This is a genomic window from Methyloglobulus morosus KoM1, assembly GCF_000496735.2.
GTDB classification, from domain to species: domain Bacteria; phylum Pseudomonadota; class Gammaproteobacteria; order Methylococcales; family Methylomonadaceae; genus Methyloglobulus; species Methyloglobulus morosus.
Map to the genome: position 1 here is coordinate 1 of NZ_AYLO01000020.1, position 26,407 is coordinate 26,407.

27 protein-coding genes are annotated in these 26,407 nt (G+C 48.5%); 8 read left to right on the forward strand and 19 right to left on the reverse strand.

Annotation, left to right across the window (positions count from 1 at the left end):
• Nucleotides 1-166 precede the first annotated feature (166 nt).
• From trmB to MGMO_RS03055, 3 genes are all read left to right on the forward strand, one after another.
• Nucleotides 167-850 carry a tRNA (guanosine(46)-N7)-methyltransferase TrmB gene (gene trmB / locus MGMO_RS03045; RefSeq protein WP_036306666.1) on the forward strand — a complete coding sequence of 228 codons (684 nt, stop codon included), beginning with the start codon at nucleotides 167-169 and terminating at the stop codon, nucleotides 848-850.
• A gap of 118 nt (nucleotides 851-968) precedes the next feature.
• Nucleotides 969-1,211: a type II toxin-antitoxin system Phd/YefM family antitoxin gene (locus MGMO_RS03050; RefSeq protein ID WP_023493559.1), complete on the forward strand. Its 243-nt coding sequence runs from the start codon at nucleotides 969-971 to the stop codon at nucleotides 1,209-1,211.
• On the forward strand, nucleotides 1,187-1,471 hold the full coding sequence (locus MGMO_RS03055; protein ID WP_235557217.1) for a Txe/YoeB family addiction module toxin: 285 nt from the start codon (nucleotides 1,187-1,189) through the stop codon (nucleotides 1,469-1,471). Before MGMO_RS03050 ends, MGMO_RS03055 begins: the two co-directional genes overlap by 25 nt.
• A gap of 122 nt (nucleotides 1,472-1,593) precedes the next feature.
• Here MGMO_RS03055 and MGMO_RS03060 read toward each other — a convergent pair whose 3' ends face one another.
• From MGMO_RS03060 to mnmG, 5 genes are all read right to left on the reverse strand, one after another.
• On the reverse strand, nucleotides 1,594-2,439 hold the full coding sequence (locus MGMO_RS03060) for a ParB/RepB/Spo0J family partition protein (protein ID WP_023493561.1): 846 nt from the start codon (nucleotides 2,437-2,439) through the stop codon (nucleotides 1,594-1,596).
• 64 nt (nucleotides 2,440-2,503) lie between these two features.
• Entirely contained in the window at nucleotides 2,504-3,283 is a 780-nt protein-coding gene (locus MGMO_RS03065) for a ParA family protein (protein ID WP_023493562.1), read from the reverse strand.
• 9 nt (nucleotides 3,284-3,292) lie between these two features.
• Nucleotides 3,293-3,715, reverse strand: a complete 423-nt coding sequence (locus tag MGMO_RS03070) for a DUF6632 domain-containing protein (protein ID WP_023493563.1) — start codon at nucleotides 3,713-3,715, stop codon at nucleotides 3,293-3,295.
• 69 nt (nucleotides 3,716-3,784) lie between these two features.
• Entirely contained in the window at nucleotides 3,785-4,399 is a 615-nt protein-coding gene (rsmG, locus tag MGMO_RS03075) for a 16S rRNA (guanine(527)-N(7))-methyltransferase RsmG (RefSeq protein ID WP_023493564.1), read from the reverse strand.
• Nucleotides 4,400-4,512: 113 nt separating this feature from the next.
• Nucleotides 4,513-6,384: a tRNA uridine-5-carboxymethylaminomethyl(34) synthesis enzyme MnmG gene (gene mnmG / locus MGMO_RS03080; RefSeq protein WP_023493565.1), complete on the reverse strand. Its 1,872-nt coding sequence runs from the start codon at nucleotides 6,382-6,384 to the stop codon at nucleotides 4,513-4,515.
• An 81-nt stretch (nucleotides 6,385-6,465) separates the two neighbouring features.
• On the opposite strand from mnmG, the gene MGMO_RS03085 reads away from it, so the two are divergent.
• On the forward strand, nucleotides 6,466-6,711 hold the full coding sequence (locus MGMO_RS03085; RefSeq protein ID WP_023493566.1) for a DUF7230 family protein: 246 nt from the start codon (nucleotides 6,466-6,468) through the stop codon (nucleotides 6,709-6,711).
• Between the two features lie 186 nt (nucleotides 6,712-6,897).
• Here MGMO_RS03085 and MGMO_RS03090 read toward each other — a convergent pair whose 3' ends face one another.
• Nucleotides 6,898-7,596: a calcium-binding protein gene (locus MGMO_RS03090; RefSeq protein WP_023493567.1), complete on the reverse strand. Its 699-nt coding sequence runs from the start codon at nucleotides 7,594-7,596 to the stop codon at nucleotides 6,898-6,900.
• Between the two features lie 399 nt (nucleotides 7,597-7,995).
• Between MGMO_RS03090 and MGMO_RS03095 the strand changes: the two genes are divergently transcribed.
• Nucleotides 7,996-9,192: an EAL and HDOD domain-containing protein gene (locus MGMO_RS03095; protein ID WP_023493568.1), complete on the forward strand. Its 1,197-nt coding sequence runs from the start codon at nucleotides 7,996-7,998 to the stop codon at nucleotides 9,190-9,192.
• A gap of 53 nt (nucleotides 9,193-9,245) precedes the next feature.
• Here MGMO_RS03095 and MGMO_RS03100 read toward each other — a convergent pair whose 3' ends face one another.
• Nucleotides 9,246-9,902 carry a response regulator gene (locus MGMO_RS03100; RefSeq protein ID WP_023493569.1) on the reverse strand — a complete coding sequence of 219 codons (657 nt, stop codon included), beginning with the start codon at nucleotides 9,900-9,902 and terminating at the stop codon, nucleotides 9,246-9,248.
• Nucleotides 9,903-9,905: 3 nt separating this feature from the next.
• Nucleotides 9,906-11,261: a histidine kinase gene (locus tag MGMO_RS03105; protein WP_023493570.1), complete on the reverse strand. Its 1,356-nt coding sequence runs from the start codon at nucleotides 11,259-11,261 to the stop codon at nucleotides 9,906-9,908.
• Nucleotides 11,262-11,462: 201 nt separating this feature from the next.
• On the opposite strand from MGMO_RS03105, the gene MGMO_RS03110 reads away from it, so the two are divergent.
• From MGMO_RS03110 to MGMO_RS03120, 3 genes are all read left to right on the forward strand, one after another.
• On the forward strand, nucleotides 11,463-11,900 hold the full coding sequence (locus MGMO_RS03110; RefSeq protein ID WP_023493571.1) for a hypothetical protein: 438 nt from the start codon (nucleotides 11,463-11,465) through the stop codon (nucleotides 11,898-11,900).
• Between the two features lie 19 nt (nucleotides 11,901-11,919).
• The gene (locus tag MGMO_RS03115) at nucleotides 11,920-12,456 is read left to right on the forward strand and encodes a DUF2380 domain-containing protein (protein WP_023493572.1); all 537 of its coding nucleotides are present in this window, start codon (nucleotides 11,920-11,922) and stop codon (nucleotides 12,454-12,456) included.
• A 324-nt stretch (nucleotides 12,457-12,780) separates the two neighbouring features.
• Nucleotides 12,781-13,329, forward strand: a complete 549-nt coding sequence (locus MGMO_RS03120) for a methyltransferase family protein (protein ID WP_023493573.1) — start codon at nucleotides 12,781-12,783, stop codon at nucleotides 13,327-13,329.
• 93 nt (nucleotides 13,330-13,422) lie between these two features.
• Here MGMO_RS03120 and MGMO_RS03125 read toward each other — a convergent pair whose 3' ends face one another.
• The 11 genes from MGMO_RS03125 to MGMO_RS03175 all read right to left on the reverse strand — a co-directional run bounded on the left by MGMO_RS03125 (nucleotide 13,423) and on the right by MGMO_RS03175 (nucleotide 26,388).
• A complete protein-coding gene (locus MGMO_RS03125; protein ID WP_023493574.1) occupies nucleotides 13,423-15,354 on the reverse strand; it encodes a hypothetical protein in 1,932 nt (643 codons plus the stop codon).
• A gap of 295 nt (nucleotides 15,355-15,649) precedes the next feature.
• The gene (locus tag MGMO_RS03130) at nucleotides 15,650-16,876 is read right to left on the reverse strand and encodes a beta-ketoacyl-ACP synthase (protein WP_023493575.1); all 1,227 of its coding nucleotides are present in this window, start codon (nucleotides 16,874-16,876) and stop codon (nucleotides 15,650-15,652) included.
• Nucleotides 16,876-17,601: a 3-oxoacyl-ACP reductase FabG gene (gene fabG / locus MGMO_RS03135; protein WP_036306669.1), complete on the reverse strand. Its 726-nt coding sequence runs from the start codon at nucleotides 17,599-17,601 to the stop codon at nucleotides 16,876-16,878. The genes MGMO_RS03130 and fabG overlap by 1 nt, the downstream gene beginning before the upstream one ends.
• A gap of 18 nt (nucleotides 17,602-17,619) precedes the next feature.
• Nucleotides 17,620-18,060, reverse strand: a complete 441-nt coding sequence (locus MGMO_RS03140) for an ApeP family dehydratase (protein WP_023493577.1) — start codon at nucleotides 18,058-18,060, stop codon at nucleotides 17,620-17,622.
• Nucleotides 18,057-19,238 carry a beta-ketoacyl-ACP synthase gene (locus tag MGMO_RS03145; RefSeq protein ID WP_023493578.1) on the reverse strand — a complete coding sequence of 394 codons (1,182 nt, stop codon included), beginning with the start codon at nucleotides 19,236-19,238 and terminating at the stop codon, nucleotides 18,057-18,059. The genes MGMO_RS03140 and MGMO_RS03145 overlap by 4 nt, the downstream gene beginning before the upstream one ends.
• A gap of 206 nt (nucleotides 19,239-19,444) precedes the next feature.
• A complete protein-coding gene (locus tag MGMO_RS03150; RefSeq protein ID WP_023493579.1) occupies nucleotides 19,445-20,677 on the reverse strand; it encodes an NAD(P)/FAD-dependent oxidoreductase in 1,233 nt (410 codons plus the stop codon).
• 160 nt (nucleotides 20,678-20,837) lie between these two features.
• Entirely contained in the window at nucleotides 20,838-22,310 is a 1,473-nt protein-coding gene (locus MGMO_RS03155) for a class I adenylate-forming enzyme family protein (protein WP_023493580.1), read from the reverse strand.
• The gene (locus tag MGMO_RS03160; protein ID WP_036306671.1) at nucleotides 22,311-23,573 is read right to left on the reverse strand and encodes an FAD-dependent oxidoreductase; all 1,263 of its coding nucleotides are present in this window, start codon (nucleotides 23,571-23,573) and stop codon (nucleotides 22,311-22,313) included. It lies immediately after the preceding gene.
• Entirely contained in the window at nucleotides 23,560-24,867 is a 1,308-nt protein-coding gene (locus tag MGMO_RS03165; RefSeq protein WP_023493582.1) for a hypothetical protein, read from the reverse strand. The genes MGMO_RS03160 and MGMO_RS03165 overlap by 14 nt, the downstream gene beginning before the upstream one ends.
• A complete protein-coding gene (locus tag MGMO_RS03170; RefSeq protein WP_023493583.1) occupies nucleotides 24,860-25,132 on the reverse strand; it encodes an acyl carrier protein in 273 nt (90 codons plus the stop codon). The genes MGMO_RS03165 and MGMO_RS03170 overlap by 8 nt, the downstream gene beginning before the upstream one ends.
• 11 nt (nucleotides 25,133-25,143) lie before the next feature.
• Nucleotides 25,144-26,388 (reverse strand): NAD(P)/FAD-dependent oxidoreductase, encoded by a 1,245-nt coding sequence (locus tag MGMO_RS03175; RefSeq protein ID WP_023493584.1) that lies wholly within the window; start codon nucleotides 26,386-26,388, stop codon nucleotides 25,144-25,146.
• Nucleotides 26,389-26,407: the final 19 nt, after the last annotated feature.

The following is a 26,407-nucleotide window of genomic DNA, read 5'->3' on the forward strand; positions in this document are numbered from 1 at the left end:
AAGAATCCTATCCAAATTTCAGGTTGGCATAAACAATAACCAATCTACTGGCGCATTCCGTACGTCTAAATAAGGTTAGGTGACATGGCCGATTGAGCCATTATAATATCACCAATCAAAATCAAGACCTCATGGTGCATAAAATGCACCCTACCTTATGTACTTAATGCCCGAACAACTCCCAACCCGAAAAATCCGCAGCTTCATCCGTCGCCAAGGCCGCATTACCCAAGGCCAGGAATTCGCCTTGGAACATCATTGGGACAAATACTGCCTGACCCCGGATAACCCATTGGATACTATCCAGGTTTTTGGCCGCCTCGCGCCCTTATGCGTAGAAATCGGCTTTGGCAATGGCGACTGCTTGGCGCAACTGGCCGCCGCCAACCCCGATAAGGATTACCTCGGCATTGAAGTACACCGCCCTGGTGTTGGGCATTTGCTGATGCGGTTGGAGGAGCAAGGCCTGCACAACGTCAGGGTTTACTGCCACGATGCCATTGAAATTTTGACGAATAACGTGGCGGATAACAGTTTGGCGGCAGTCCACCTGTTTTTCCCCGATCCCTGGCACAAAAGGAAACACCATAAACGCCGCATCGTGCAATCTAGCTTTGTCGAGTTGCTGGCACTTAAGTTGCAATCCGGCGGCTATTTTCACGCCGCCACCGACTGGGAACATTACGCGAAAGCCATGCTGGAAGTGCTATCGGCAGATAACAGGTTGACTAATGCCAGCCTTACCGACACTTATTGCGAAAGGCCCGCCTACCGTCCGTTAACCAAATTTGAACAGCGCGGTTTGCGGTTGGGGCATGGCGTTTGGGATTTGATTTTCATAAAAAACTGAAGCTAAATTGACTTTTATCAAAGCCAAAAAATTAGATTGATACACAAGATAACACAAGATTAATCCTTGACTCGGCGTACGCTAATGCGTACGCTAAGCTTTTTAATAAGGCACACCTATGGCTAGTCTGAATGTTACCGAAGCACGTTCCAAGCTGTATAGCTTAATAGATGAAACGGCTGAAACCCATAAACCCATCGTCATAACAGGCAAACGCCATAATGCCGTCTTGCTTGCCGAATCTGACTGGAATGCCATAAACGAAACCCTCTACTTATTGTCTGTGCCTAGTATGGGCGAATCCATACGTGTAGGCATGGCAACAGAACTGGAAAATTGCCAGCAAGAACTCGATTGGTAATGTGGCTGCTTTACTTCACCAAGCAAGCTGAAAAGGATGCGAAAAAACTAGCCGCAGCAGGGCTTAAGGAAAAAGCCAAAGAATTGCTAGCAATCCTACAAAACAATCCCTACCAAACACCGCCACCCTACGAAAAGCTCGTGGGTGATTTAAGCGGCGCATACTCAAGACGGATAAACATCCAACACCGTTTGGTTTATCAGGTGTTGGAAACAGAACAAGCGGTAAAAGTGTTGAGGATGTGGACGCATTATGAATGACTGGCCTACGCATAGCGGGAAATAGAGATATATCAAGTAAGAAACATTAACAAATATTACGTTTACCCCCGATATTAGGATTCATATCTCTTTCCAACTTGCTTTCCTAACAATGCTGGTCTTTACCTTATCTGCTCCAAAATCCCATCCAATTCTTCCAAACTGGAATAAGCAATCACCAGCTTACCCGCGCCGTTGTCTTTGTGATCAATAACGACTTTAGCGCCTAGTTTTGCGGTCAGTTCGTTTTGCAGGCGTAGGGTGTCGTGGTCGATGGCTTTGGTTTTTTGCGGTTTGGGTTCGGTTTGGGCATCTTTGACGAGCTTTTCCGCCATCCTCACCGTCAATCCTTCCCTGGCGATTTTTTGGGCGGCGGCAACTTGTTTGGCGGCATCCAAGGAAAGCAATGCCCGTGCGTGACCCATTTCCAGTTGACCTGCAATCAGCAGTTTTTTGACTTCGGGTTGCAAGTCCATCAAGCGCAGCAAATTGGTTACGGTCACGCGCGACTTGCCGACGGCATCAGCGATTTGCTGGTGGGTCATGGTGAATTCGTCGAGCAGCCGCCGTAATGCTTCGGCTTCTTCCAGGGGGTTGAGGTCTTGCCGTTGGATGTTTTCGATCAGCGCAATCGCCATGGTGGCGCGGTCGTCGATGTCTTTGACGACGACAGGCACCTGCTGCAATCCTGCCAGTTGGGCGGCGCGCCAACGGCGTTCTCCGGCGACGATTTCGTATTTGTCCTGGGCTAGCTTGCGGACAACAATGGGTTGGATAATCCCTTGCGCCTTGATGGAATCCGCCAATTCCTGCAATTTTTCGGGATTCATGTCCTTCCTGGGCTGGAACTTGCCCCGTTGCAGGTGTTCAATGGGCAACGTATGCGATGGGCTGGAGCTTTCTTTTGCAGCCGCAACATCGCCCAGCAGGGCGTCTAATCCTCGACCTAGTCCTCGTCCTCGTTTCATGAAACTTATTACCTTCTCAATTGGCTCAAATAGGCTTTCAGTTTAAGTGGTTAAGCGATTGCTGTCACGACCCTTTTTTGTTGCTTTCCTTCCTTAACATTTCCCCCGCTAAGGTAATATAAGCCAATGAACCCCGCGAAGCCTTATCATAAAACAACACAGGCAAGCCATGGCTGGGTGCTTCTGCCAGCCGAATGTTTCGGGGAATGCAGGTCCTATAGACCTTATCGCCAAAATATTGAACCAACTGCTCGGATACGTCTTTGGTCAAGCGACTGCGATCATCGAACATGGTGCGGAGTATGCCCTCAATATGCAAGCCAGGGTTGACGGTTTCCTGAATATTCTTGATAGTACCCATCAAGGCGGTCAAGCCTTCCAGCGCGTAATACTCGCACTGCATGGGGATCAACACGCTATCGGCAGCGACCAGGGCATTCAACGTCAGCATGTTTAAGGATGGCGGGCAATCGACCAGGATGTAATCGTAATAGGGCTTAATCAAAACTAGCCCATCTTCCAATCGCCGCTCACGGCGTTCCTCTTTTAACAACCGTATCTCAGCGGCAGTGAGATCGGAATTGCCCGGTATCACTGAAAACCCCAGTTCGGGCAGTTTAATGATGGCCTCGGTGGCGAGTATTTCCTTCATCAAAATATCGAAGCTGGTGTAGGTGACTTTCTCCTTATCGACACCGCAACCGATAGCCGCATTGCCCTGGGGATCGAGATCGACCACCAACACGCGCTTTTTGGCAGCCGCCAATGCCGCAGCAAGGTTGACGGTAGTCGTGGTTTTTCCAACGCCACCTTTTTGATTCGTTAAGGCAATTACTTTTCCCACTCTTTTACCTTAATGGTTAGTCTTATCTTTATCGGTTAACGGTTCTGTAAGGCATCGATGTTGACGTGGGGTTAATGCCGCCAAGGCCGCAGCCACCATAAGCAACGCCGCGACATCACCCCATAAATGCCCAATATGCTGAGTATTGGCTATGGACTCAACTGCCATAATGACTGCATGCACTATGCTCGACCAGACTGTGAACCATATAAGGCTTAGGTGCATCATTGGATTACGCGATGCCCATATCAAGAACACACCCAGTGTCGCATAAATGCCCAAGATCATTTCGAGATATTCGGAACGGCCTCCTGTGTGCCAAGACCAGCCCGAAGGCCAGATTACGGTAAGCGTCCATAACCCGAATATAAAGATAAGCCCAACGACAATCAATGCAATACGCAGGTATTGGATACGATCAGAATCGTTCATGTTTCCCCTCCTTCAAATTAAAATGCCGCTGCCGTATCCTCCGCTACGTGTATAGGAAGGCGGCAGGCATTAAGGTTTTATCAGAACCAGGTTCCGCTCCGCTTCAACGCCCGGAATTCGCACCGGAATCACGGAGGTTGATGACTTGACTTTTGCCAATTCCTGTTCTGGACAATGACCTTTCATAGCCAATAACAGGCCGTTCTTTGCCAGCAAATGTCGGGTTATTGCAATAATATCGGCTAATTCCGCAAAAGCCCTGGTCAATGCCGTGCCGAATGGTTGCTGCGGTTGATAGTCTTCCGTCCGGCTATGCTGTATGTCGACATTGGCGAGTTTTAGTTCCAGTACGACCTGCTGCACAAAACGGGTTTTTTTGGCATTGCTATCCAATAAGGTGAATGAAATATTCGGCAACCAGATAGCCAGCGGTATGCCCGGCAAACCTGCACCTGTGCCGATGTCGATAATCCGTTCGCCTTCAAGATAAGGGATAACCGTCAGGCTGTCCAGTAAATGCAGCCTGACCATGTCGTGCCGTTTTGTTATTGCCGTAAGGTTATAGGCTTTATTCCATTTTTCAATAAGCTTTATAAAAGCCAGCAATTGATCAATTTTTTGCTCGTCAACCGTCAGGTTGAGTGCTGTAATGCCTTCAACAAGGATAAGGCGGCACTCATCCATTAATAAATCCCTGGACTCGTCCTTCGACAAGCTCAAAACGAACGCTAAGTTGTTGAATCCGTTCGTGGCAAGTCCCGAGCAGGTCGAATAAAATCAAGACATTCAAATATTTCTTAAGCACTTTTCTTCTTGAGGTAAACCAACAACAAGGAAATGGCGGCGGGGGTCATCCCCGGTATTCGTGATGCCTGCCCCAACGTCTCCGGGCGCTGCGCCTTGAGTTTTTGGCTGACTTCATTCGACAGCCCAGGTACGCCATTATAATCCAGGCTGTCGGGAAGCCGCAGGTGGTCATAGCGCAAGGTCTTGTCGATGTCGGTTTGCTGGCGGACGATGTAACCGGCATATTTCGCTTGGATTTCGACCTGTTCGCCGACTTGTTCGGAGATTACATCGTCACCTTCATAAAAATGCAATAAGCGCTGGACATCGACTTCGGGTCGGCGCAACAATTCCATCAAGCTGGCCTCTTTCAATAAAGGCTTGCCCCAAAACTGTTCGGCCAACTCCGCTTCCGGGCTTTCCGCCCTGATCCAAAGCCTTTTCAGGCCGTCCTGGAGATTGGCTATTGCTTCCCTTTTGTTTTCAAAGGCTGTCCAACGGGTGTCGTTAACCAAACCTAATTCACGGCCTTTTTCCGTCAAGCGGAGATCGGCATTGTCTTCCCTCAACAGCAAACGGTATTCCGCACGACTGGTGAACATGCGGTACGGTTCTTGTGTGCCGCGGGTAATCAAGTCGTCGATCATTACACCCATGTAGGCTTCATTGCGCTTTGGACACCAACTTTCCTGCCCTTGCACCAGGCGCGCCGCATTCAGTCCCGCTATCAGCCCTTGTGCGGCGGCTTCTTCGTAACCCGTCGTACCGTTAATTTGTCCGGCAAAGAACAGGCCGTTCATGTGTTTGGTTTCCAGCGACATCTTCAAATCGCGGGGATCGAAAAAATCATATTCGATGGCATAGCCTGGGCGTACGATTTCGGCATTTTCAAAGCCTTCCATCGAGCGAACAAAGTCGTACTGCACATCGAACGGCAAGCTGGTGGAAATGCCGTTCGGGTAGATTTCATGGGTATCCAGACCTTCCGGCTCAACAAAAATCTGGTGCGTGTCGCGGTCGGCAAAACGCACGATCTTGTCTTCAATCGACGGGCAATAACGCGGCCCAATACCTTCAATCACACCGGAATATAAGGGCGAACGGTCTAGGCCTGCGCGGATAATATCATGGGTTTTTGGGTTCGTGCGGGTGATATGGCAAGGGATTTGCTTGGGGTGCTGTTCCCGTTTGCCTAGAAATGAAAAGACTGGAATTGGATCGTCCCCATGCTGAACCGCCAACTTATCGAAATTGATCGTACGCCCATCAATGCGCGGCGGCGTGCCGGTTTTCAATCGGTCAATCCGAAACGGCAACTCGCGCAAACGGTCAGCCAAAGCAATCGAAGCGGGATCGCCCGCACGTCCGCCACTGTAATTTTCCAAACCGATATGGATCTTGCCGCCAAGGAAAGTCCCCGTGGTCAGTACGACAGCCCTGGCCATAAAATCCAGTCCCATCTGGGTTTTAACGCCGACCACTTTGTCGCCTTCAACTATCAAATCGGCAACGGTTTGTTGGAATAAGGACAAATTAGCTTGGTTTTCCAGCACGCTTCTGACGGCTTTTTTATATAAGCTGCGATCCGCTTGGGCACGGGTCGCCCTAACCGCAGGGCCCTTGCTCGCATTGAGGGTGCGGAACTGGATGCCGGCCAGATCAATCGCTTGCGCCATAATACCGCCTAGGGCATCAATCTCCTTAACCAAATGCCCCTTGCCAATTCCGCCCACAGCCGGATTGCAGCTCATCTGCCCTAGGGTTTCAATATTCTGGGTAAGCAAAAGCGTTTTTGCACCACACCGCGCCGATGCCAACGCGGCTTCGGTTCCGGCGTGGCCTCCGCCGACCACAATCACATCAAAATCTAAGTTGAATTTCACAAGCGTTTTACACTCTAATATCCGCTGTAATAACTGATTGCCCCAAGACAATCCCTAATGGTTAATTATAAAGGGTAAACAATGAAAAAACGTAAAAATATGAATAAAATAGAAGAAGCACCGAACCAAAATCCGGTGGCGAAATTCGCCCACCAATTCAATAAGGCACAGGTTTTTGATGACAAAACCGAATACCGCCGCCAAGCTAAACATAGGAAGCAGGAGGCTTCTCCATACACTTCTTTCAAAGTGGATGGAGAAGCCTCTTGCCAAGTTGTTTCACTACGCCCTGCAAAACAGGGGGAACTGTTGACGCAACATAGATAAAATCAGGAGTTACAGAAATTTTTGATTTACGATTTTAGCGATGCCGCCTGACTTTTTTTGAAGCCGTTAGGCCCGGCTTCTTCGATAGAATCCAGGCCTAATGTATTGATGTTATTAGCAACCATCAACCACAAGCGGCATCCCTATCCACTTGTGGCGATTTGAAGAGTTAATTAAATTACTAAATTATGGGTGATTAGGATTGTTTTTGTGGTGGTCTTCAACTTCTACTTCGCAGCCAGAATGATGACTGCTACTGTTGCTTGCTACCGTACAGTTATCGTCGCCTATACCACCGCTGACATCATCGTGCCCGCCACCGCCATGAATGCTGTCATCGCCAGAATCACCCCTGATGACATCATCGCCGCCACTGCCGGAAAGAATGTCATTATCATCGCCACCGGATATCCTGTCTTTTCCGCCGCCACCGATGATGGAATCTGAACCGGAATCGCCAAGTAAGGTATCGTCATTGCCATCGCCATGGATTTGATCGTCTCCGTCGCCACCCGAAACCCTATCTTTTCCACCGCCGCCGCCGATGCTGTCATCACCACTGTCGCCTTTTAGTTTGTCATCACCTGAATTACCTTCAAGGCTATCGTCGCCACTGCCGCCGCTGATTAAGTCGTTACCTGGCCCGCCCCTGATGGAATCATTCCCTTCGCCGCCGCAGATTTTATCATCGCCGCCCCGTCCGAAAATGATGTCATTCCCCCCTTGACCATCAATAACGTCATTACCTGAAGTTCCAAGTATGAAATCATCCCCCGGCGTACCCATTCTGGTAGCATTTGAACCCAGGCAGGTGGTTGCACTGGCGGAAGCGGCGGACAACATGCCAATAACCACCAATAAGAATTTTAATTTTTGTATTTTCATAAGTAACTACCTAAATTGTTTAAATTTCACTAAAGACCAAAGATGAAGACGGTACGTTTTTAGATTTCTTCATTACACGTTAATGACAAATTATCTTACATAAGTTCAATTACCATAAAAAATATTTCATTGTTAAATTTAGCGCGACCGTCCTCAATGCCTTAATTTACGGGTATTTTTTACATCTTAGCGCCCTGTTTTTTATCAAATATCCTTCTTTTTATTTTCAATAACCTTCGCTTTTATTCAAATGCTCCAGCAAGCTCTATTTATGGGCTAAAAAATGGGATAATTTCAGTCGGGTCGACGTATCCCGCTTTGTATAGTAATCTTTACGACTAAACTTCTGGTCAATTTTAGACCAGTACATTACCACTCCAACGACTCTAAACAACCTCAATGGCAGAATTTCTTATCGGGCGGCAGCAAATTTTTGACAAAGATCTGAATATTTTTGCCTATGAACTTTTGTTCCGCGGCAAAGATTTTGACCTGACGGATAAAGACGGCGCAACCCTTGCGACCAATCAAATCATCACCGATTCCATCCTGGAAATGGGGTTGAACAGCCTTGTCGGCCCCCATAAGGCTTTCATTAACTTTACGACCCAGAACATCCTGGAAAAAACACCGTTAAACCTGCCTAGCGACCGGGTGGTTATTGAGGTCTTAGAAAACGTCGAAATCGATCTTACCGTCACCAATAACTTAAGGGAATTTTCCCAACAAGGCTACACCATTGCATTGGATGACTTTGTTTTTTCAGATGAATGGTATCCGCTTTTAGAGTTTGCAAACATCATCAAGCTGGACGTTATGGCCATGGGGGAAGCAAAAACCCGGGAAGTCATTAAGGATCTCAAACCTTTCAATATTCAGTTGCTTGCGGAAAAAGTGGAGACTCGCGAAGAGTTCCAGTACTTGAAGGAGGCGGGCTGCAATTATTTTCAAGGCTATTTTTTCCACAAGCCCAATTTGGTTGCCGGTAAACGCTTGGGTGTGAACCAAACCGCCGCCATGAGGCTGCTTACTGTCATCAACAATCCCGATGTCGAATTTGCAGACCTGAGCAAAGCCATATCCCAAGATGTCGGCCTCAGCTACAAGCTGCTGCATTACATAAATTCCGCTTTTTTTACCTTGCCCAGCAAAATGGAGTCGATACAACGTGCCATTTCCTATTTAGGGCTTAAAGAAGTCAGGCGCTGGTCGAACATTCTCACGCTGGCCACCCTGTCCGATAAACCCGAAGTATCATTACAGGGTGCGCTGATCCGAGGAAAAATGTGCGAAGAGCTTGGCAGGCTGATTGGTGAAAAACCCGACCATTTTTTCCTGGTTGGTATCCTATCCAGCCTGGACACCATTCTTGACATCCCTTTGGAAGAAGCAATGCAACAACTTCCATTGGCGAGCGACATAAAATCCGCGATCCTGGACAAACAAGGGCTAGCCGGAGAAGCCCTCGAATGCGTTATCAATTATGAACGCTGGAACCATTCTGGCATGCATTTCAAAAATCTGGACCAATTATTGATTAGTGATGCCTATTATAAGGGCATCACCTGGGCTAAAGATGTATTAGGCAATTTGTGACCACAGGACCACACCCATCTTCGGACCATTTATTGCTGAGGCTATGCTTGTTGCTATTTGAGCCTATAAATATCGATTAAGCGCATTTTAATCGCCCAATGCACCAGTCCTATATCGCTATTCACGCCGATCTTGCTTTTTACAAGGTAATAGCAATTTGAAACCGTCTTGGCGCTGATACTCAATGTTTGCGCTATTTCTTCCTTAGATTTTCCTTCTGCCAGCAGGCGTAATATTTCAAATTCGCGGGACGTCAAGCTTTCCAGCGCCGCCGTTTCGTGGCCCGTTTTTTCTAAAGCGAGTGCCTGGGCGATGTCCGGGCTTAACGTGCGGCGACCGGAATACACGTCATGAATGGCATTTAACAACACTTCAGGTGGGCTGCTTTTGGTCACATAACCCAACGCACCCGCATTGATGGCTTGCGCGGCGAAGCGGGGATTCTGGTGCATGGTGAACACCAGGATTTTTGCCCGCGGATTCCGCTGTTTGATCCGTGCTATCGTTTCTACGCCGCTTTGCCCAGGCAAGGACAGGTCCATGATAGTAACATCCGGCGTGTGCAATTTATATTGCTGATAGGCTTGGTTGCCGTCGATTGCTTCGGCGATTACCTCTAAATCCGGCTGTTTCTTCAACAATGCCCGATAACCTTCCCGGACAATGGCATGGTCATCCACTAATAGGATGGAAATCTTGCCAGTCACCATGATTTATATCTCGCTTGTTATCTGCATAGGCAGGATTACCTTAACTATCAGCCCACCGCCCTTGCGTGCGGCCAAGTCAAGCTGCCCCCCCAATCCGTTTACCCGTTCACGAATGCCTAATAGCCCTATGCCCTTATTTTCCGCCAACGGTAATACGACCATTATGCCGTTGTCTTCAATTGTCAGGGTGATTGCTTGCCCAGCGAGTATTAAGGCCACCACCACCTGTGTTGCGCGGGAATGCTTGGCGATATTCGTCAGCCCTTCTTGGACAATACGATACAAGGTGATGGGAAGTGGGCCTGATAGCAATTGGAAGTCGCCCTCAATAATAAGCTGACAATAAACTTGCCCAGCGTATTGGTTATTCCACTCCGAAATCATCGTGTCCAAGCTGGCTGCTAGCCCCAATTCATCAAGCTCTGCTGGGCGCAGGCGCATAAGCAGTGTCCGTACTGTTTCCATAACACGACGGTTGATCTTGGCGATACTTTCGGTTTCCGGTACGAGTTGCGGGCAATCCGTTTTTGCGGTTTGCACAATAGATGACGAGAGGGCATTAATTGCCGACAGGCATTGGCCGAATTCATCGTGCAGCTCCCGCGCCAAATAACGGCGCTCCTCTTCTTGCACCAACATGAGCTGCAAAACCAGTTTTTTACGCTCGGAAAGCAGCCGTTTTTGCGTGGCGGCAAAGTCATTGATGGCCGCGCCGATAAGTTGCCATTCGATCAACTTAAACGGTGGCAAAACTGTCGCAGAGTCGGCAGTTTGCATTTTTTCCAGATTGTCTACGATCACTTGAACGGGGTGTAATGCACGGTAAATCGATAAATATACCAACAAACAAACGGCGATGGCCGTACTGGCAGAAAGCCCTAACAATCCGGTCAGGCCGTCCCAAGCCCTCGCCAATTCAATTTCTGCACTGGGAATGACAGTGATAGTGCCATAGCTTTGTCCCTTAAATGACAGTGTTCGAGTTAGCTCAATACCCGAATTAAAAATCCTTCGATAGAGCTTTTCAAATATGACCGGCCAGCGTTTGATAGATGGGTCTTCGCCTTGGCAAAGGCCGTAAGTTGCCTCGCGATTAGCCGAAACGTAACGGAAGCAGACTCCAGAGGCGGCATGGGTCTGCTTCCAGAGTTCAAAATCAGGAAAATGTCGTAAGTCTTGCAGGTTGGCATCGATACGTAAAAGTTGGATTTCCAAATATTTGCCTATCGAATCAAGCGTCATTGCCGCTTCTTGCTTGACCTGCCGATTATTCTGAAACAACACATAAGCGGCCGTTGCCATTAAGCAGACAGTAGCGACCAAGACGATTTGTAGGAGTAAATGGGCTTTCAGGTTCACGGGGCAACTCTGTGTTCGACTATTGTGCGAGTTCGTAATTACTTGCATTCTATGCGGCAATATCGGTAGAAGAAAGCCTTCTTCGCTTTGTCGGGCAAATTGCCCGTTGATCTCGGGCAGATATCCGATTACTCGTTTTGATCCAGTTGTTATGCTTAAACCGTATAGAGACAATCATTCCTAAATACGGAGAAAACCCTAATGACCGCTTACCGTTTTGATGATCGCAATATCCAGTGGCACAAACTGGGTGATTTTGAACATTTCGTTTATTCCATTCTTGATATCGACAGGGAAAACAATATTGCCGATGTCATTTTTAAGTTTGAACCCCACCAACCGATAGTCTTACATCGGCACAAAGTGCTTAACAAAACGCTGGTCATTCAAGGTGAGCATCGTCTTTATGAACCGAATGGCGATTTGAAGGAAGTTCGCCCAGTTGGCAGTTATACCTCCAGTCCTGCCAATCCGGACCCGCATCGAGAATGCGGCGGCGATGAAGGTGCGGTGGTTTTTTTCAGCATTCGTGGCAATAGTAATGAAGGTATGCTTTATGAACTACTCGACGACCAGCAAAACCTTATTGGGGCAATTACGATGCAAGACCTTATCGCTTTGCATGAAGCCGATAAATAATTGCCGTGGAATAAAGACTATGAACCGCACTCAGTTGAACCTATTTATTTTGAATTTATGCTTACTATTTTTAGGATATTGCGCTAACGCTAAAGCGGGAATACGGATCGCCATTTTGGATTTTGAACTTAACGACTTGACTTCCCTACCGAATACCCAGGATGAGTTGACCCGAACCGGATCGTTAAAACCCTTGCTAGAACAAGCTATGAGCCAGAAAGCTAACTACGAGGTCATTCATATTGGCCATGATGAACAACAGTCGGCCAATGCCGGTTTCGGCTACCTGTTTCGCTTCCACGATGAAGCCGCCAAGCTGGGGAAAAAATTTGGCGCTGATTGGATTATTGTCGGGCAACACAGCAAGCCAAGCTTCTTGGAATCCTCTTTAATTGCTGATGTCATTAACGTAGGAACGGCCAGCAGGGTCGTCGAGTTGATTGTCGATTTAAAAGGCAATCATGCAAAGGTAACTGAACATGCGGTCAGAAACTTGTCCGAAAAAATTGATCGCGCTATTTTGCGCCAGGATAAACAACCTCGTATGAACCCTTAAATCAGTGATGCCATTTTTTCTTCTGATCCTGACCCGGCCACCAATCAATTGGTTTGATGCCCTGTAAACTGACTGCATTTGTGCTTAGTCGCCGGTCATGAAACAGGTTCCATATCAGTTATCGTTTGAAAGGAGATTCGCAATTTTATTGTCGCGAAAGCTTATTCGTGGTAAAAAAACGCGGTTGTTTGCAATTACAAATAGGGTATGTCTGGGTTTCATTTTTCATCGACGCGATCTACGCTGACAAAGAAATTTCTGCACATTGGCATGGGGGGAAATTGTTAATGACCCGTCTTAGTCGACAAAGGCACGTAAGCTGATATGAACGAGTTGATTATCTTCTTTGGGGCTACGGCATTTTTTGTATGGGTCTCTTGGTCTTCACTGCTCAAACCCATTTCGCATGGTTTTTACCGATTTTTTGCGTGGGAATGTATGCTGGTCTTAATACTGCTCAATTTACCGATGTGGACGAAAAACCCCAGCTCGCCGCTTCAGATTGCCTCGTGGTCACTGCTAATAATCTCCATCCTCCTTGCACTGCATGCGATCCACCTGCTGTTCAGCATTGGCCAACCCAACGAAGATCGCCGCGAACCGGAACTATTCCCTTTCGAAAGAACGTCGGCCTTAGTGACGACGGGAGCTTATCGCTACATCCGGCATCCTATGTATGCCGCCTTACTCTTCCTCGCCTGGGGTGCCTTCTTAAAAGATATTTCAATATCCAGCACCGTGTTAGTTGGCGGAGCCAGCATCGCACTCTTTTTTACCGCTCTACGTGAAGAAGAGGAGTGCAAACATCACTTCGGTACGGACTATATCGAGTATATCAAAACAAGCAAACGCTTCGTCCCGTTTGTGTTCTGACGATACGCACCTAAATTTTACCTGCTTGCTTGGGTTGAGAAACTCAATTCAGGCTTCCGCAACTTAGCGGTTACTTACAAACTTTTCTCCTTTCTAATGTAGTTTTGCCAAGAACGCAGAATCAATCCGGCAACCCCCCAGTTCGGGATGATCGATAACATCCTGTTCATAATCGCGGTAGGCAGGCGACTGAAAAGCAATGCGGCTTATCTTTCCAGCGGAGAATTCAAATTCCATCGCCCCGCCTTTAGAACGCGGACTCCCTTCTTTAGTAGTGAATAACAGGATACCGATGTTCCCGGTCGGTTTGTTGATTTGCTCAGGGATAATACGCGCACAACTCAATTCGTTGAATACTAAACCTGAAAAAACCTGCACCAGTTGGTGAGCAGTGATTATCAAGCCCTCACCCGGAATAGTGGGTAACGGGGATGCCGTTTCTGGTGCTTTTGCTGTTGCTACAGGAGGCGCACTTTGGACAGTAGCGGTTGATGGGGTAACGACTGGCGTAGTTGTTACCTGAGCTGGCATGGGTGCAGGTTGCAACAGTTTTTCCAGGCCGAAATCACCCAAATGATTTTGCAGCCGCACCGTACCGTCACCTTTTGTGGCCGTGCTCAACAAAGGATAGATCTGGCTTTCCATTTCTACCTTGTTGGAGTTTCTAAGCACAGCCAGCAATTGGCGTTCTATCGATTTAAGCGGCATAAAGAATTGTTCTTGTTTCTGGCTGGAATCATCCATCTGCACCCAGTCAGATTCCGTATTGACCGCCAATCCCATGGCCTTCATGGCGACATAATCATCAGCGGTTAGGCAATTATCAAAGTTTTTGTTGCGGTAACTTTGCAATGTCTTCACGTTAATGTTGTTGCCCTGTATTTTTTGTGCCGTGATGTTATAGTTTTTCCAATCGTTATTGTTGGACAGAAAGTAAAAAATATAGGCATTGCGGTCAAATTTGTTGAAGCCCAGGTCTTTCATCACTATTTTCAGTTTGCGGCAATTGCTTTGTACGTCTTCGTAGTTATTCCAATCAGGTTTTAAATTGGGTTTTTCCGGGTGTTTGGATTGTTCAATAAGCTTCTGCAAATTGATGTCCCCAGTTGCCGATTTCATCGGTGATTGGCCGATTTCTACCAGGGAGAGGTCGCGCGCATCGGGTATGCCATTCGCTTTCGTCTTAAGCAGCAAGGACGACGTCAACTCTGGATAAATCCTTAGCTCACCTAAGGGTTTGGTGTCAGAACTCAGGATATTGATGCCGCCTTCGGCAACCGCATAGACCTTGAAGAGATTTTCATTGAGCGTACCGTCTTTATCTGTGTACCTGACAAACGCAGGCAACGAGTGTGATTCAGTGCTATGGTTGGCTGACGGCGTTGGCACTACTGGAGCGGCCTGATTTTGTTGATTGTGGTTAAACCATTGGCCGGCAAATTGCCCCAACACGGCAACCCCCATGCCCACGCCAGTAAACGCCAATAAACTACTGGCTGCTGTGGCCTTATTGACCAGCCCCGCGACATCGACATCACTATTGGCACTGGAGTAAACGCTGTAATCAACTTCGGTTTCCTTGCCGGAATCCAATCGCATCCAAGGTGTCAGGTTTTGTTTTTTGGCATCAAACTTAAAATTGCATTTCCCAGTGGTCGCTTGGTAAGAGTAACCGACGGCTTCGTTCTTAAATTTGAGGATGCTGTTGCTGACATTGAAAATCAGCGCAGAAGACAGGTCGCTCTTATTGAATGACGGCGTTATGCTGTCGCAGCCGTTTTTTAAGACATTGTCGCCTTTGAAATCAAACTCGGAAATCAGGCGCACATAATAATCGTCGCCATCAATCGAATGAAAACTGGGCAATGCCTGAAACGACCGTGTCCTGGTTGATTGCCCAGATTTTTGGTCATTGCTTTCGGCGGTAGGGTAATCAACGGCCAATTGCCGGGTTCCCGTACAGCTTGCCAGCACGACACTGAGCAATAAGCTAAATTTTTTAGGGTGTGTGTAAGGAATCGTCATGTTTTAAACCTTGTCCCAAAAGCTACTACGGTGAATAGTGCTGGAAAATTAAGTCGTTATGGTTTTGTTATGGTTTAGGCAACCGAATCCACTTTAACAGGCAAGCGGGAAATTAATAAAACTCAGCCACAGATCATCCCAGAACTAACAGGTTGTTTATGTCGTTTATTATAAACGATGACGGCTAAACATTGACCTGTTTCCGACAACATAAGCATTTCCGTGTCAAGGGTGATCTCTTTCAATCTGCGGCTGAATAATGACGGAAATCTTTAGGTACAGTCATAGTGCGCGCCTACGAAGGGCACCGTTTAAAAATAAGCGATGTATTGATGCCGCCAAAAGCAAAATTATTGCTCATGATATATTCACATTCCAGCAGTCGAACGGCATGCCTAATATAGTCGAGTTCGGCACATCGAGGGTCTAGGCCATCCAAATTAATGGTGGGGTGAAACCAGCCTTCATTCATCATGTTTATCGCCGCCCAAGCCTCAATCGAACCGCATGCCCCTAAGGTATGCCCAGTATAGCTTTTCATTGCGCTAATGGGTGTGTCCTGTCCCAAAACCGCCGCCGTCGCGTGGCTTTCGGCAATATCCCCTAGTTCAGTTGCCGTGCCATGTGCGCTGACATAGCCGATTGCCTTGGCCTCCAGCGCGGCATCCTGGAGCGCTAATTTCATGGCAATCTGCATGCTGTCGCAATCCGGCTTGGTGACATGCAAACCATCGGAGTTGGTGCCAAACCCAACGACTTCAGCATAAATAGGCGCACCTCGACCCAGTGCATAGTCCCTGTCTTCCAGGATAAAGGTCGCCCCGCCTTCGCCTATGACCAAGCCGTCACGATCCTTATCGAAAGGGCGAGGGGTAAGATGCGGCTCATCATTTCGCAGCGATGTCGCAAACAAGGTATCAAAAATGGCAGGTTGCGAAGGTGATAATTCATCGCTGCCGCCGGCTATCATGACGGTCTGGATACCGTGTTTAATGGTTTCATACGCATAACCTATCGCTTGGCTACTGGAGGTACAGGCACTCGACGTGGGTATTATCCGTCCGGTGACGCCAAAATGCAGCCCAATATTGACGGGGCAAGTATGCCCCATCATACGAATATACGAGGTGGCATCAAGGCTACCCTTATCGTAGTTCAGCAACATTTTAGTGAAATCGATCAAGCCATCAAAGCCGCCGGACGAACTGCCGTAAGCAATGCCTACACGTCCGCTTTTCAATACCGGGTCTTCCAGCAATCCGGCCTCTTGCAAAGCGAGTTCAGTGGCATAAGTTGCCAACATTGCAACCCGCCCCATGCCGCGCACTTGCTTGCGTGAGTAATGTAGCGGCCTTGAAAAGTCTGCGGGGGCCGCCAACTGGGTATTGAGCCCTTTATATTTTCCCCAGTCGTCCATTTTACGAATACCTGAGGTTTGGGCCTTTAATTTTTCAGAGACACTCACCCAATTATTGCCTATGGGCGTAATCGCACCCATGCCGGTTATCACCACGCGTTTCATCAGCACAGCCCACCATTCACTGAAATCACCTGACGGGTAATATAAGCAGCATCGTCAGACATTAAAAATGCAACGACGGCGGCGACTTCCCTGGTTGTCCCCAAACGCCTTAGCGGAATCGCTTTTTTTATCTCCTCCAGCGGTAATCCTTCCGCCATGTCCGTATCAATCAAGCCTGGGGCCACACAATTCACGGTGATATTGCGTTTAGCCAATTCCAGCGCTAGTGCCTTAGTGGCTCCAATGATCCCGGCTTTAGCGGCACTGTAATTCACTTGCCCTCGGTTGCCCATCAAGCCGGAAACGGAAGACAAGGTGACGATACGCCCAGGTTTTCGCCGTTGAATCATGGGCATAACCAGGGGTTTTAAGACGTTATAGAAGCCATCCAGGTTCGTATGCAATACCTTGTCCCAATCGCCGTCTGTCATTGCTGGGAACGCATTGTCCGCTGTCAGTCCGGCATTACAAACCACGCCATAATAAGCACCGTGCCGTTCAATATCTTGGGTCAGGCACTCGGCGCATTGCTCCCGGTTGGACAGGTCGAACTGCAACACACGGGCGGCTTGACCGATTGCCTTAACCTCTTCTGCCACTAATTCGGCATCAGTTCGACGGCTATGGCAATGCACAACAATATCAAAGCCTTTACCAGCCAGATATAAAGCGATTGCCTTGCCGATACCCCGGCTCGAACCGGTCACCAATACTGTTTCACTCATCATACAACATCCAAACGGCTATTCGGCAAGCACTCGATTATGCGCCGAGTCTGGCTGATAAACATTTAACTTTGCCTCGGCCAACACGCCAGGCGCGGTAATTTTACAGTTAAACACACCCAGGCCTTGCTCTTGTATTATTTTTTCGACAGTTACTGTCAATACGGACCCAATCGAAAACCTGTCGACATTGCTAGAATACGCACGAGTCCCCAACAAAAAACCCAGGTGGCTAGGCCGCCCTGCTAATTTATCCATCATGTTGCCATGCGCTGCAACCGTCTGTGCCATATACTCAATACCGACCAAAGCGGGAACGCCCTGGTCGTCACCAAACAATCCATCGTTACGCACAACGACTTCAGAAACCATGGATTGGTCATCAAATTTGATGATCTTATCCAATAACATCATACGTCCTTCATGTGCCAATAATTCATTAACCGCAATCTCGTTCATGCTCGAGACACAACGATAGATATATTATTGCCGCCAAAGGCAAAGGAGTTGCTTTGGCAGGTGTTGATTTTACGCCCTAAATATTGCCCTGGGCTGACGTAATTGAGCTTGGGCAAACTCGGATCCAATTCATCGCCATTTATATTGGGGGGCAACTCACCGGATGGGTCGTCCGCCGTAAGCAGCAGCCAACATATCCCCAGTTCCATCGCGGCGGCCGCACCTAAGGCATGCCCCGTCATGCCCTTGGTGGAACTGGCTGCAAGTGTACCTGGAAAAATATTGAAAACGCTCCGGCTTTCCATGGCATCATTCAACGGGGTTGCCGTGCCGTGCATGTTGATATAGTCGATAGCTTCCGCTGCTTTCCCGGCTTCGTGTAAGGCCATGCTCATGGCTTTCATGACGGTTTTGCCGTCAGGTGCCGGTGCGGAAAAATGGTGGGCATCGCTGCTGGCACCGATGCCAGCCAGTTGCACGGGGGCAGGCTTCTTGCTCATCACAAATAAGGCGGCAGCCTCGGCTATGTTTATGCCGTCCCTATGCAAGCCAAACGGCCTGCATAAACCCGCCGAAATGGATTCCAATGCGGCAAATCCCTGCACAGTAAAACGGCATAAGCTGTCCGCACCCCCAACGATGACCGCATCGCACATATCCAATGCGAGTAACCGCCTTGCGGAAGCAAAAGCCCTGCCACTGGATGAACAGGCGGTCGAAATGGCGAATGCGGGACCTTTAAGCCCTAAGTGATGGGCTAAAAAATCGGCCCCTGCGCTTATCTGCTGCTGCTTGTAATGAAACTGTCCAGGTTTAATGCCCGTTCTGGCAACTGCAGACCAAGCCAATTCAGTATTTTTAAGTCCGGAGGTACTCGTACCGATAACTACTCCAATCCGGTCTGCCCCAAAATGACGGGTCATGTCATTGACGGTTTCCTTAATTTGGTCGAGTGCAGCCAATAACAACCGGTTGTTCCGGCAATCATAAACGCTGTAGGCTTTATCGATCAGCGGTAATTTTGCTTTAACCTCACCGATATAGACTGGATTTCCACTAACTAGCCCCTCAGTAACGGTCAAACCCGTCCTGTCGCCGGATAAAATCCGCTTGAGCATTTCCGCTTTGGAACTGCCAACGGCAGATACAATGCCAAGATCGTTCAGGTAAAACTTCATCGTAATTATTTAGCCGCAGATCGGCACAGATTTAACAGATTGCTTTTAAGGTTTATTTTAAATGAGGGCAATTAGAAACTGGCCCATTCCCAACCAAATAAACAATCTCAACCCAATGTCGGTCTCTTTCAAGTGATTGTTGTGCTTCATAATTATTATCAGTAGCGTCTGCTTCAACCTGCGTACGAATAGTTACACTTGATCAATCATACCCCCGTGCGACACAATTCCACTAAGGTTTTTAATCGGGCTTGTGAGTTTTTAACGTAGGGGTTGCTTTCATCCCAAACATAACCCGCCAGGATGGAGCAGATCATCGCTTTGATATTAGGCTGTTGGTGGTTATAAAAAATCACATCCTGCAAGCCACCTTCGTACCATGCCGTCACATAGGTACGGAACGTGTCAACGCCTTTTTGCAAAGGTTCGGCAAACTCGCACCGCCAATCTACAGGTTGGCCTTGAAACTGTCGATCAAGCACATCTGCGGCCAAGCTGGCCGATTTCATGGCAATAGTGACACCTGAGGAAAAGACGGGGTCTAAAAATTCACCCGCGTTGCCCAATAAAGCATAACCTTGACCAAACAATTGGCTCACATTGGCACTATAACCTTTAATGCCGTTAATGGCTGTGTCGAACTGGGCATTGTGCAGCAAAGCCCTTAAAGAGGGTTCTTGCGCCACCAAGGTATGGAATACGTGCGCCTGATCGCCCACTATGGCATTGAAAATATCCGATTCACCGACGACACCCAAACTACATCGACCATTACCGAACGGGATCAACCAGTACCAAACATCGGCCATGTCGGGATGGACGATAATACGGATTTGATTGCGGTCATAACCCTCGTCGTCGATCCGGTCTTCGAGATGGGTAAACAAGGCTTGCCGAACCGGGAAGCTTGATGGCCTGTCCAGGTCTAACAACCGTGGCAATACCCGACCAAAACCGCTGGCATCTAGGACAAAATCTGCGTCTATCGGGTAACGTGCACCTTGCTCATCCGTCACGGTCAACATCGGCCTAGCGCCTGAAAAATCAGCCGCCGTCACTTGATGTTGCCAATGAATAACACAGCCCTGACGTTGGGCTTCAGAAGCCAATAAGGCATCAAAGGAGGCGCGTTGGACTTGGTAAGTGGTATCAAAACCTGGGCTAAACTTGTCGGAAAAATAGAATTCTGAGCGCCTATCGCCGACTATAAAATCCGCCCCGGTCTTTAACTGGAAGCCTGCATCATGGACCGCCTGTAACATTCCCGCTTGTTCAATGAATTCCATGCACTGGGGCAATAAACTTTCACCAATGCTGAAGCGTGGGAATTTCTCCCGCTCCAGAATAACGGCCTGATAACCCTTGTTCTGCAATAATGCACCAGCAATACTTCCTGATGGCCCGGCACCGATAATAATCACGGTTTTTTGCCCGCTCATGGTCTATGTCCCTTATCTTTTATTCGTGTCGTCTTTTTCATTTTGAAAGGAAAAATGTAGGCTTAGCCAAAAAAAGTGTGAGTATAACTTGCTTTGTGAAATCAACTCAATTGAATAACGGTCTCGATTAAAGCGCTTGAAGACGAAGTAAACGATGCCGTTACCCCTTGATTTTACCTGTGGTGCCATCAATATTTGGCGTCCCTCTTTTAACCTTACCGCTTGCCGTATGGGTAATCTGTACAACTACCCTCATGCGCTGAGGTACTTTATAAGTGGACAATTGTCCCCGACAAAATTGTAAGATTCCTTCGACATCCCATTCTGCCTGATGCCTTAGCACCACATCGGCACACACCACTTCCCCCAGTAATGGGTGGGCTTCCCCGAAGACATGGCAAGCGGCTATGTCGGGATGGGCAATCAATACCGACTCTATTTCTTCAGGAAAAGCCTTGTTGCCAGAAACATTGATCATGGTCTTTTCACGACCACAAATAAATATCCGACCATCAGCCTGACGGCACGCAAGGTCGCCCGTTAAAAACCAGCCATCCTGCATGACTTGCTCGGCAGTTTGCCAAGGTTTCAGGTAAGCATCAAACAGTCCCGGGCCACGGATAGCCAGCCGTCCAACCTGCCCCTCTGATACCTGCGCGTTATTTTCGTCCAACAAGGCTAGGCTAAAGCCATTCGTTGGGAAACCGACGCTTCGCGGGTCTGTCTCCCCTGAAAGGCTATCCAGTAACGGCAATCCGGCTTCAATAATGCCGTAAGCCTGGGTGACTGGAACATTAAAGCGTTGCCTGAACATTTCTGCGATATGGAGAGGGACGGCTGACGAGGTGGAAATGGCCGTTTTAAGGGTCGGTACTTGCTCGTTCGATACATCTGCCGCCAGTAGCCGAAAATGCATCGGTGCCGCATACAGCATCGTGGCCTGATGTTCGTTGGCCTCTTTAATCAAGGTGGCTGCCAATAAATCCTTGCAGACAATGATTTTCGCCCCGACACGGATATAAACCAGGATACTGACCAAAAAATGAAACGCCATCGGCAATATCCACAACACCGCATCGTTACAATCCAATTGTAATGCTTTACTGGCACACTCAACCCGCGCCAAAATACTTCGGTGCGTCAGCACAACGCCTTTACTTCTGCCCGTTGTGCCTGAGGTGTAACGGATAAACGCCGCATCAGGCAACGGTGTAATCGCCAACTTGGCTGCGGCATCAATCCAGGTAAAACGTAATGTTTGCGTTGCTAACGACATCAATACATGATGACCATCAACAGGAATGACACCCGATTGGTCATCCAATACTGCCTGGACACCTGTATCGAACAATATTTGTGTTATTTCCACCGATTTTAATTGATGCGATAGCGGCACGACGACTGCGCCGCAACCCATGCCTGCCAACATTGCCATAACGAAAGCTCGACCATTGCGCCCCATAACCGCTAAGCCTAGCCCCTTGCCTATACCCGTTTGCAGCAATGTTGTTTTTAAGGATTCAATTTGTACGTACAAATCGCGGTAGCTCAAAAGGCCGTACTCATCTACTAGCGCCGTTTGTTCGGGCCACGCTTGGGCAGCCTGTTCGAGCAAATCATAGACTGAACCCATTTATGCCCCTTCTGCAAAAATTTGTTGGCTGCGGATGGTTTTAATGGCTGTTTGCCATTCCCTTGTGTTACTGAATTGGGCCGCCAAGCTGCCTGCTGCATAGCCTGTCCCCAAACAAGTCCCTATCACGCGTGCAGATGCCATTGCCAATTCAGTCGCCGAGAACCCGCGCCCTGCAAAAAATAAGTTATCAAGATGGCGGGATACCAGCATTCCCGCCGTGATCCAATAGCCATCATCCAAAGCGAAATAATGCATGTCGGGTTTTCGTTGCGCACCCCAGAATTCAATCGGCCAAGTGCCAATAGCCACGCCGTCATCCGGCTTTGAACATGACAAGACGTGGTTTTGTCCTAACATGTCGATGCCTTGCGAACGCTCACCGGTACGGATACCCACTTCGGTCGCCATTGCACTGATGCTTAAGTGCGCCAGCAACGGCTCGTTACGGTTGAGGTAATCTATCATGCGGACACTGCGCTCTCGTGCATCCAGTTCATATTGGGTTAGGCAAGCAATCGAGCCGTCAAAAGGCACGGACATTCCCAGTTTAAATAACGCTCGGCCTTGCTCCCATGAGCCAGGGACGATGGACACCCTTTCGCAGCATGGATCCAATCCGCCTATTTGGATGCCGCGCTTAATGCAGCGGATCAATTCCCATTCAAGAGATTCCGGCGCTATCGGGGGCAAGCCGCTAACCTGGAACACAAATGCGCCCGCCTGGTAGCTATCTTCCCTGATCCTTTCTACGCCTGCCAGCATCGAAACTTGGGCTGTACCACTGCAATCAACCACTGCCCCTGGATAGACACTCAATACCTGGGACTGTGTTTGAATGCGTAACTCATGTACCTGTCTTGCATCCACCTGTACGCCCGTAACATGCCCTCGCAATAATAAGCGAACCCCAGCCTGTTGCAATCGCCGTACCGCTTCCTGATGGAAGATTGCGGGCCGGTAAGGCAAAAAGTGCAAACCTTCGGCAAACCGGGTAATTTGGGTTTGGCTTTTCGCTTGCACGGATTCGGCGAATTCACGGGCAAAGCCTTGCACAGCATAACGCGCCCCAGCCGGATTACGATAATAAAGCCCGCAAATAGTGCCTACCATCGCAGTCGTGGCTAAACCGCCTGTGAAACCCTGCCGTTCCACGATGATAACCTCAGCTCCCGCTTTTGTCGCCGCAACCGCAGCCGCAATGCCGGCAGCACCCGCTCCCACTACAGCGACATCGCAGTGCATGGCTTCAACCGCCTTCATCACCCAATAACGTGCTACATAGGGATTTTAATAGCAGATCGACCTCTGCTGTATTGACATCCTGCTCCATATAGCCCAATGTTATTTGCAATGCGCCGTGGAAGCGACTGAATATGAACGTCATCCCCGGCGGATACATATTGGGTGGATAATGGATAGCCCCCAGGACTTGCTGGCCGAACAGGGCATCAAAATCCTGCAATGAATCCCCGGTATCCGAATAGAAAAAACTGGCCATTAACCCCTCGGTAGGCGATTTCAACATCTGGCGATAGATAAACCCCGGCATCCGCCGCAAAAAATCCAGCATAATGGTGTAATGGCTAGGGCTTTCAGCACGCATCAGCGACTTCATTTGTTCGATCAATGCATTGGTGCATGCCGATACATCGCCTATGACGGCATTTGGAATGCGATAAAAAAGAAAGCTGACTTGATTGCCTAGCACTGGGTCTTGGGCTCCTCGCTTACGGCAGTCCAAGGGGATCGGCACCAATATATCGCCAGTATCGGTATCGCGTTGTTTTTGTACCTGCGCTACGGCATTTGTCGTCGCCGCCAGATAAAAGGCACTGACTAAAAAACCGGCGTTCAGTTGTCCAGCCCTGTTGTTGATGGCGACGCTTTGTTGGGGGGTGAAAGCCAGGACGCGGTAACGCGCCAAGGGTTTAGGCACCGTTCCTTTAAACAGCGACAGCAAGGGCAGTTGCGCAGCATTGTAAAGAAACTCCTTCATTTCAGAGGCAATTTGGGCGCGAATTTTGAGGGGTAACTTACTGGCCTCATCCGCTACCCAGATTGGTCGCTTCATTAGATTGACCGCCCCTAAATAACGGACAAACAACTCGCCTCCGTGGGCATCCATCAAAGCATGATGCCAAGTAAACACCACGATTGAGCCAGCTCCCGCTTGATGCAATAAGTCAATCTTAAACGCCGACCCGCGGCAAATGTCCAAGTTTGCCGACAATACCCTGTCCGGCAGAGAGCCATCTTTTGCTAAGGTGTATTCTGCGATGATCGGTAATTCTGCCCTGGCATCTAGTTTCCATTTTGCAAGGCAAAACGGCAATCCTTCCCTCAAGCGTAATCGGCAAAGCCATTGATAAGCCGGGCGGTTGGCTAAATGGTTGTGCAGCTCATTTAGCGGGAGCCGCTCCGGCAACGAAACGACGAAGGTACTGACATTGCGTTTGCCACTGGATCGCCACATAAGCTTGTCCAGTTGCAACAAGAAATAATCGGCACCATTCAGCGTTAGGCTGTCAGGAAATTGGCTAACTTGTTCAGGCATCGCCCACTTTATTTAGCAATCTTATACAATAAGCGCTCAACGCCCTGACATTGGCCATATTCTCGGGTACAAGGGCTTCGGCGGGCAGTTCCAACCCGAAGCGGCGTTCGATAAATAACACCAATTCCATTAGCGAAAAAGAATCTACACCCAATTGGGACAATTCCGTATCGGGATTCACGACAACATCGCCCGCCAATACATTGCTGCGTAAGAATTCACATAATTGGTTTGCGATTTCCGATGCAGTAATGTCATTAGCCATGATTGGTTTCACTATTTTATTTTGTAAATATCAGGATCTCGACCAATCAAGCTGTATCTTACCAAATAACGCAACAATTTCAGGCTGAATGGATAACTTGCCGCCGCACCGCTAAAAACTCGGCTGACGTGTGCGCTAACCCAGGCAAGCAAGCAACGGGTGAAGATATTGTCGGGCATCGTGCGGCCCGCTTTAATGCTGCCCATCAAACGGCCATTGTAATAAAACCCGACAATTTCAAACCAGGCGTTTAAGTGCCGTTTTGCGATTTCTTCGTAAACAGCCAAGGGTTTATTTTGCAAAACGGTATCCGCCAATTTATAAGCGCTATCCATTGCAATCAACAGGCCACTGGAAAATACCGGATCGACAAAGCCACCCGCATCGCCCAACATGACCCAGTTTTCGCCGCAGAGTTTATCCGAAATAGACTGGTAGTTATTGAAGCGAAACACTGGGGTAACACGCTGTGCATCCGGAGCTAACCGTTTAAGGACGGAATCAGTTTTTAATAATTGGTCATATTGTTGCTCTGGCGTTTCCCCATGTTGCAAGGCATAAGCCTCCGGTACTACAAAGCCAAAAGACACCCTACCAGGCAAGGGAATACGCCAACACCAGCCCTGATCTATCCGGTCATTATGCACATAACCCGGATTGACCAGCTTCGTCTGGTCTACATGAGCGAATAACGCCACATCCTGGCGCGGGCCTTTTTGCATAGGAATATTAAGCAACTTGCCAATTAAATTGGCACGACCTGCGGCATCAACGATTAAGTCGGGCTCATCCCCATCCCAGCAACCTGCCGCTGCCTGTATGGATTCTGTATCCAAGGTAATGCGCCCCATATCCTCTGTCTTTTGTAACTGCACCTTACGGACAATGAGATGAGTTCCCAACTGTTGCGCAGCGGCCAATAAGGTCGCGTTGAATTGCACCCTGGGCACGTTATAAGAATAAGATGGCAAGTCGCTGGGCGTGTCGGCAAACAGGAACTCAAAGGCTTCATCGGCATTATAGGTAAAGCACGCACCCGGTTTGTAAGTGCTGTACGTGGCCACTTCCGCTTCAACCCCCAGATCTTGCAACATCGGTACAATCATAGGCACTAACGATTCCCCCACTAAAATGGGCAAACGCTCAGGCAGGGCAAAAATAACCACTTTACAACCTTGTCGGCACAACAATATAGCTAATGTACTGGATGCAGGCCCACCACCGAGAATAGCGATATTTTTTTTAGAACACATCATTTTCATTGCCTGTTTAGGA

Excerpts from the sequence above, each read along its gene's own strand:
- trmB (WP_036306666.1), top strand. The coding sequence starts at position 167 with ATGCCCGAACAACTCCCAACCCGAAAAATCCGCAGCTTCATCCGTCGC.
- MGMO_RS03050 (WP_023493559.1), top strand. The coding sequence starts at position 969 with ATGGCTAGTCTGAATGTTACCGAAGCACGTTCCAAGCTGTATAGCTTA.
- MGMO_RS03060 (WP_023493561.1), bottom strand. The coding sequence starts at position 2,439 with ATGAAACGAGGACGAGGACTAGGTCGAGGATTAGACGCCCTGCTGGGC.
- MGMO_RS03070 (WP_023493563.1), bottom strand. The coding sequence starts at position 3,715 with ATGAACGATTCTGATCGTATCCAATACCTGCGTATTGCATTGATTGTC.
- rsmG (WP_023493564.1), bottom strand. The coding sequence starts at position 4,399 with ATGGATGAGTGCCGCCTTATCCTTGTTGAAGGCATTACAGCACTCAAC.
- MGMO_RS03085 (WP_023493566.1), top strand. The coding sequence starts at position 6,466 with ATGAAAAAACGTAAAAATATGAATAAAATAGAAGAAGCACCGAACCAA.
- MGMO_RS03090 (WP_023493567.1), bottom strand. The coding sequence starts at position 7,596 with ATGAAAATACAAAAATTAAAATTCTTATTGGTGGTTATTGGCATGTTG.
- MGMO_RS03095 (WP_023493568.1), top strand. The coding sequence starts at position 7,996 with ATGGCAGAATTTCTTATCGGGCGGCAGCAAATTTTTGACAAAGATCTG.
- MGMO_RS03100 (WP_023493569.1), bottom strand. The coding sequence starts at position 9,902 with ATGGTGACTGGCAAGATTTCCATCCTATTAGTGGATGACCATGCCATT.
- MGMO_RS03110 (WP_023493571.1), top strand. The coding sequence starts at position 11,463 with ATGACCGCTTACCGTTTTGATGATCGCAATATCCAGTGGCACAAACTG.
- MGMO_RS03115 (WP_023493572.1), top strand. The coding sequence starts at position 11,920 with ATGAACCGCACTCAGTTGAACCTATTTATTTTGAATTTATGCTTACTA.
- MGMO_RS03120 (WP_023493573.1), top strand. The coding sequence starts at position 12,781 with ATGAACGAGTTGATTATCTTCTTTGGGGCTACGGCATTTTTTGTATGG.
- MGMO_RS03125 (WP_023493574.1), bottom strand. The coding sequence starts at position 15,354 with ATGACGATTCCTTACACACACCCTAAAAAATTTAGCTTATTGCTCAGT.
- MGMO_RS03130 (WP_023493575.1), bottom strand. The coding sequence starts at position 16,876 with ATGAAACGCGTGGTGATAACCGGCATGGGTGCGATTACGCCCATAGGC.
- fabG (WP_036306669.1), bottom strand. The coding sequence starts at position 17,601 with ATGAGTGAAACAGTATTGGTGACCGGTTCGAGCCGGGGTATCGGCAAG.
- MGMO_RS03140 (WP_023493577.1), bottom strand. The coding sequence starts at position 18,060 with ATGAACGAGATTGCGGTTAATGAATTATTGGCACATGAAGGACGTATG.
- MGMO_RS03145 (WP_023493578.1), bottom strand. The coding sequence starts at position 19,238 with ATGAAGTTTTACCTGAACGATCTTGGCATTGTATCTGCCGTTGGCAGT.
- MGMO_RS03150 (WP_023493579.1), bottom strand. The coding sequence starts at position 20,677 with ATGAGCGGGCAAAAAACCGTGATTATTATCGGTGCCGGGCCATCAGGA.
- MGMO_RS03155 (WP_023493580.1), bottom strand. The coding sequence starts at position 22,310 with ATGGGTTCAGTCTATGATTTGCTCGAACAGGCTGCCCAAGCGTGGCCC.
- MGMO_RS03160 (WP_036306671.1), bottom strand. The coding sequence starts at position 23,573 with ATGAAGGCGGTTGAAGCCATGCACTGCGATGTCGCTGTAGTGGGAGCG.
- MGMO_RS03165 (WP_023493582.1), bottom strand. The coding sequence starts at position 24,867 with ATGCCTGAACAAGTTAGCCAATTTCCTGACAGCCTAACGCTGAATGGT.
- MGMO_RS03170 (WP_023493583.1), bottom strand. The coding sequence starts at position 25,132 with ATGGCTAATGACATTACTGCATCGGAAATCGCAAACCAATTATGTGAA.
- MGMO_RS03175 (WP_023493584.1), bottom strand. The coding sequence starts at position 26,388 with ATGATGTGTTCTAAAAAAAATATCGCTATTCTCGGTGGTGGGCCTGCA.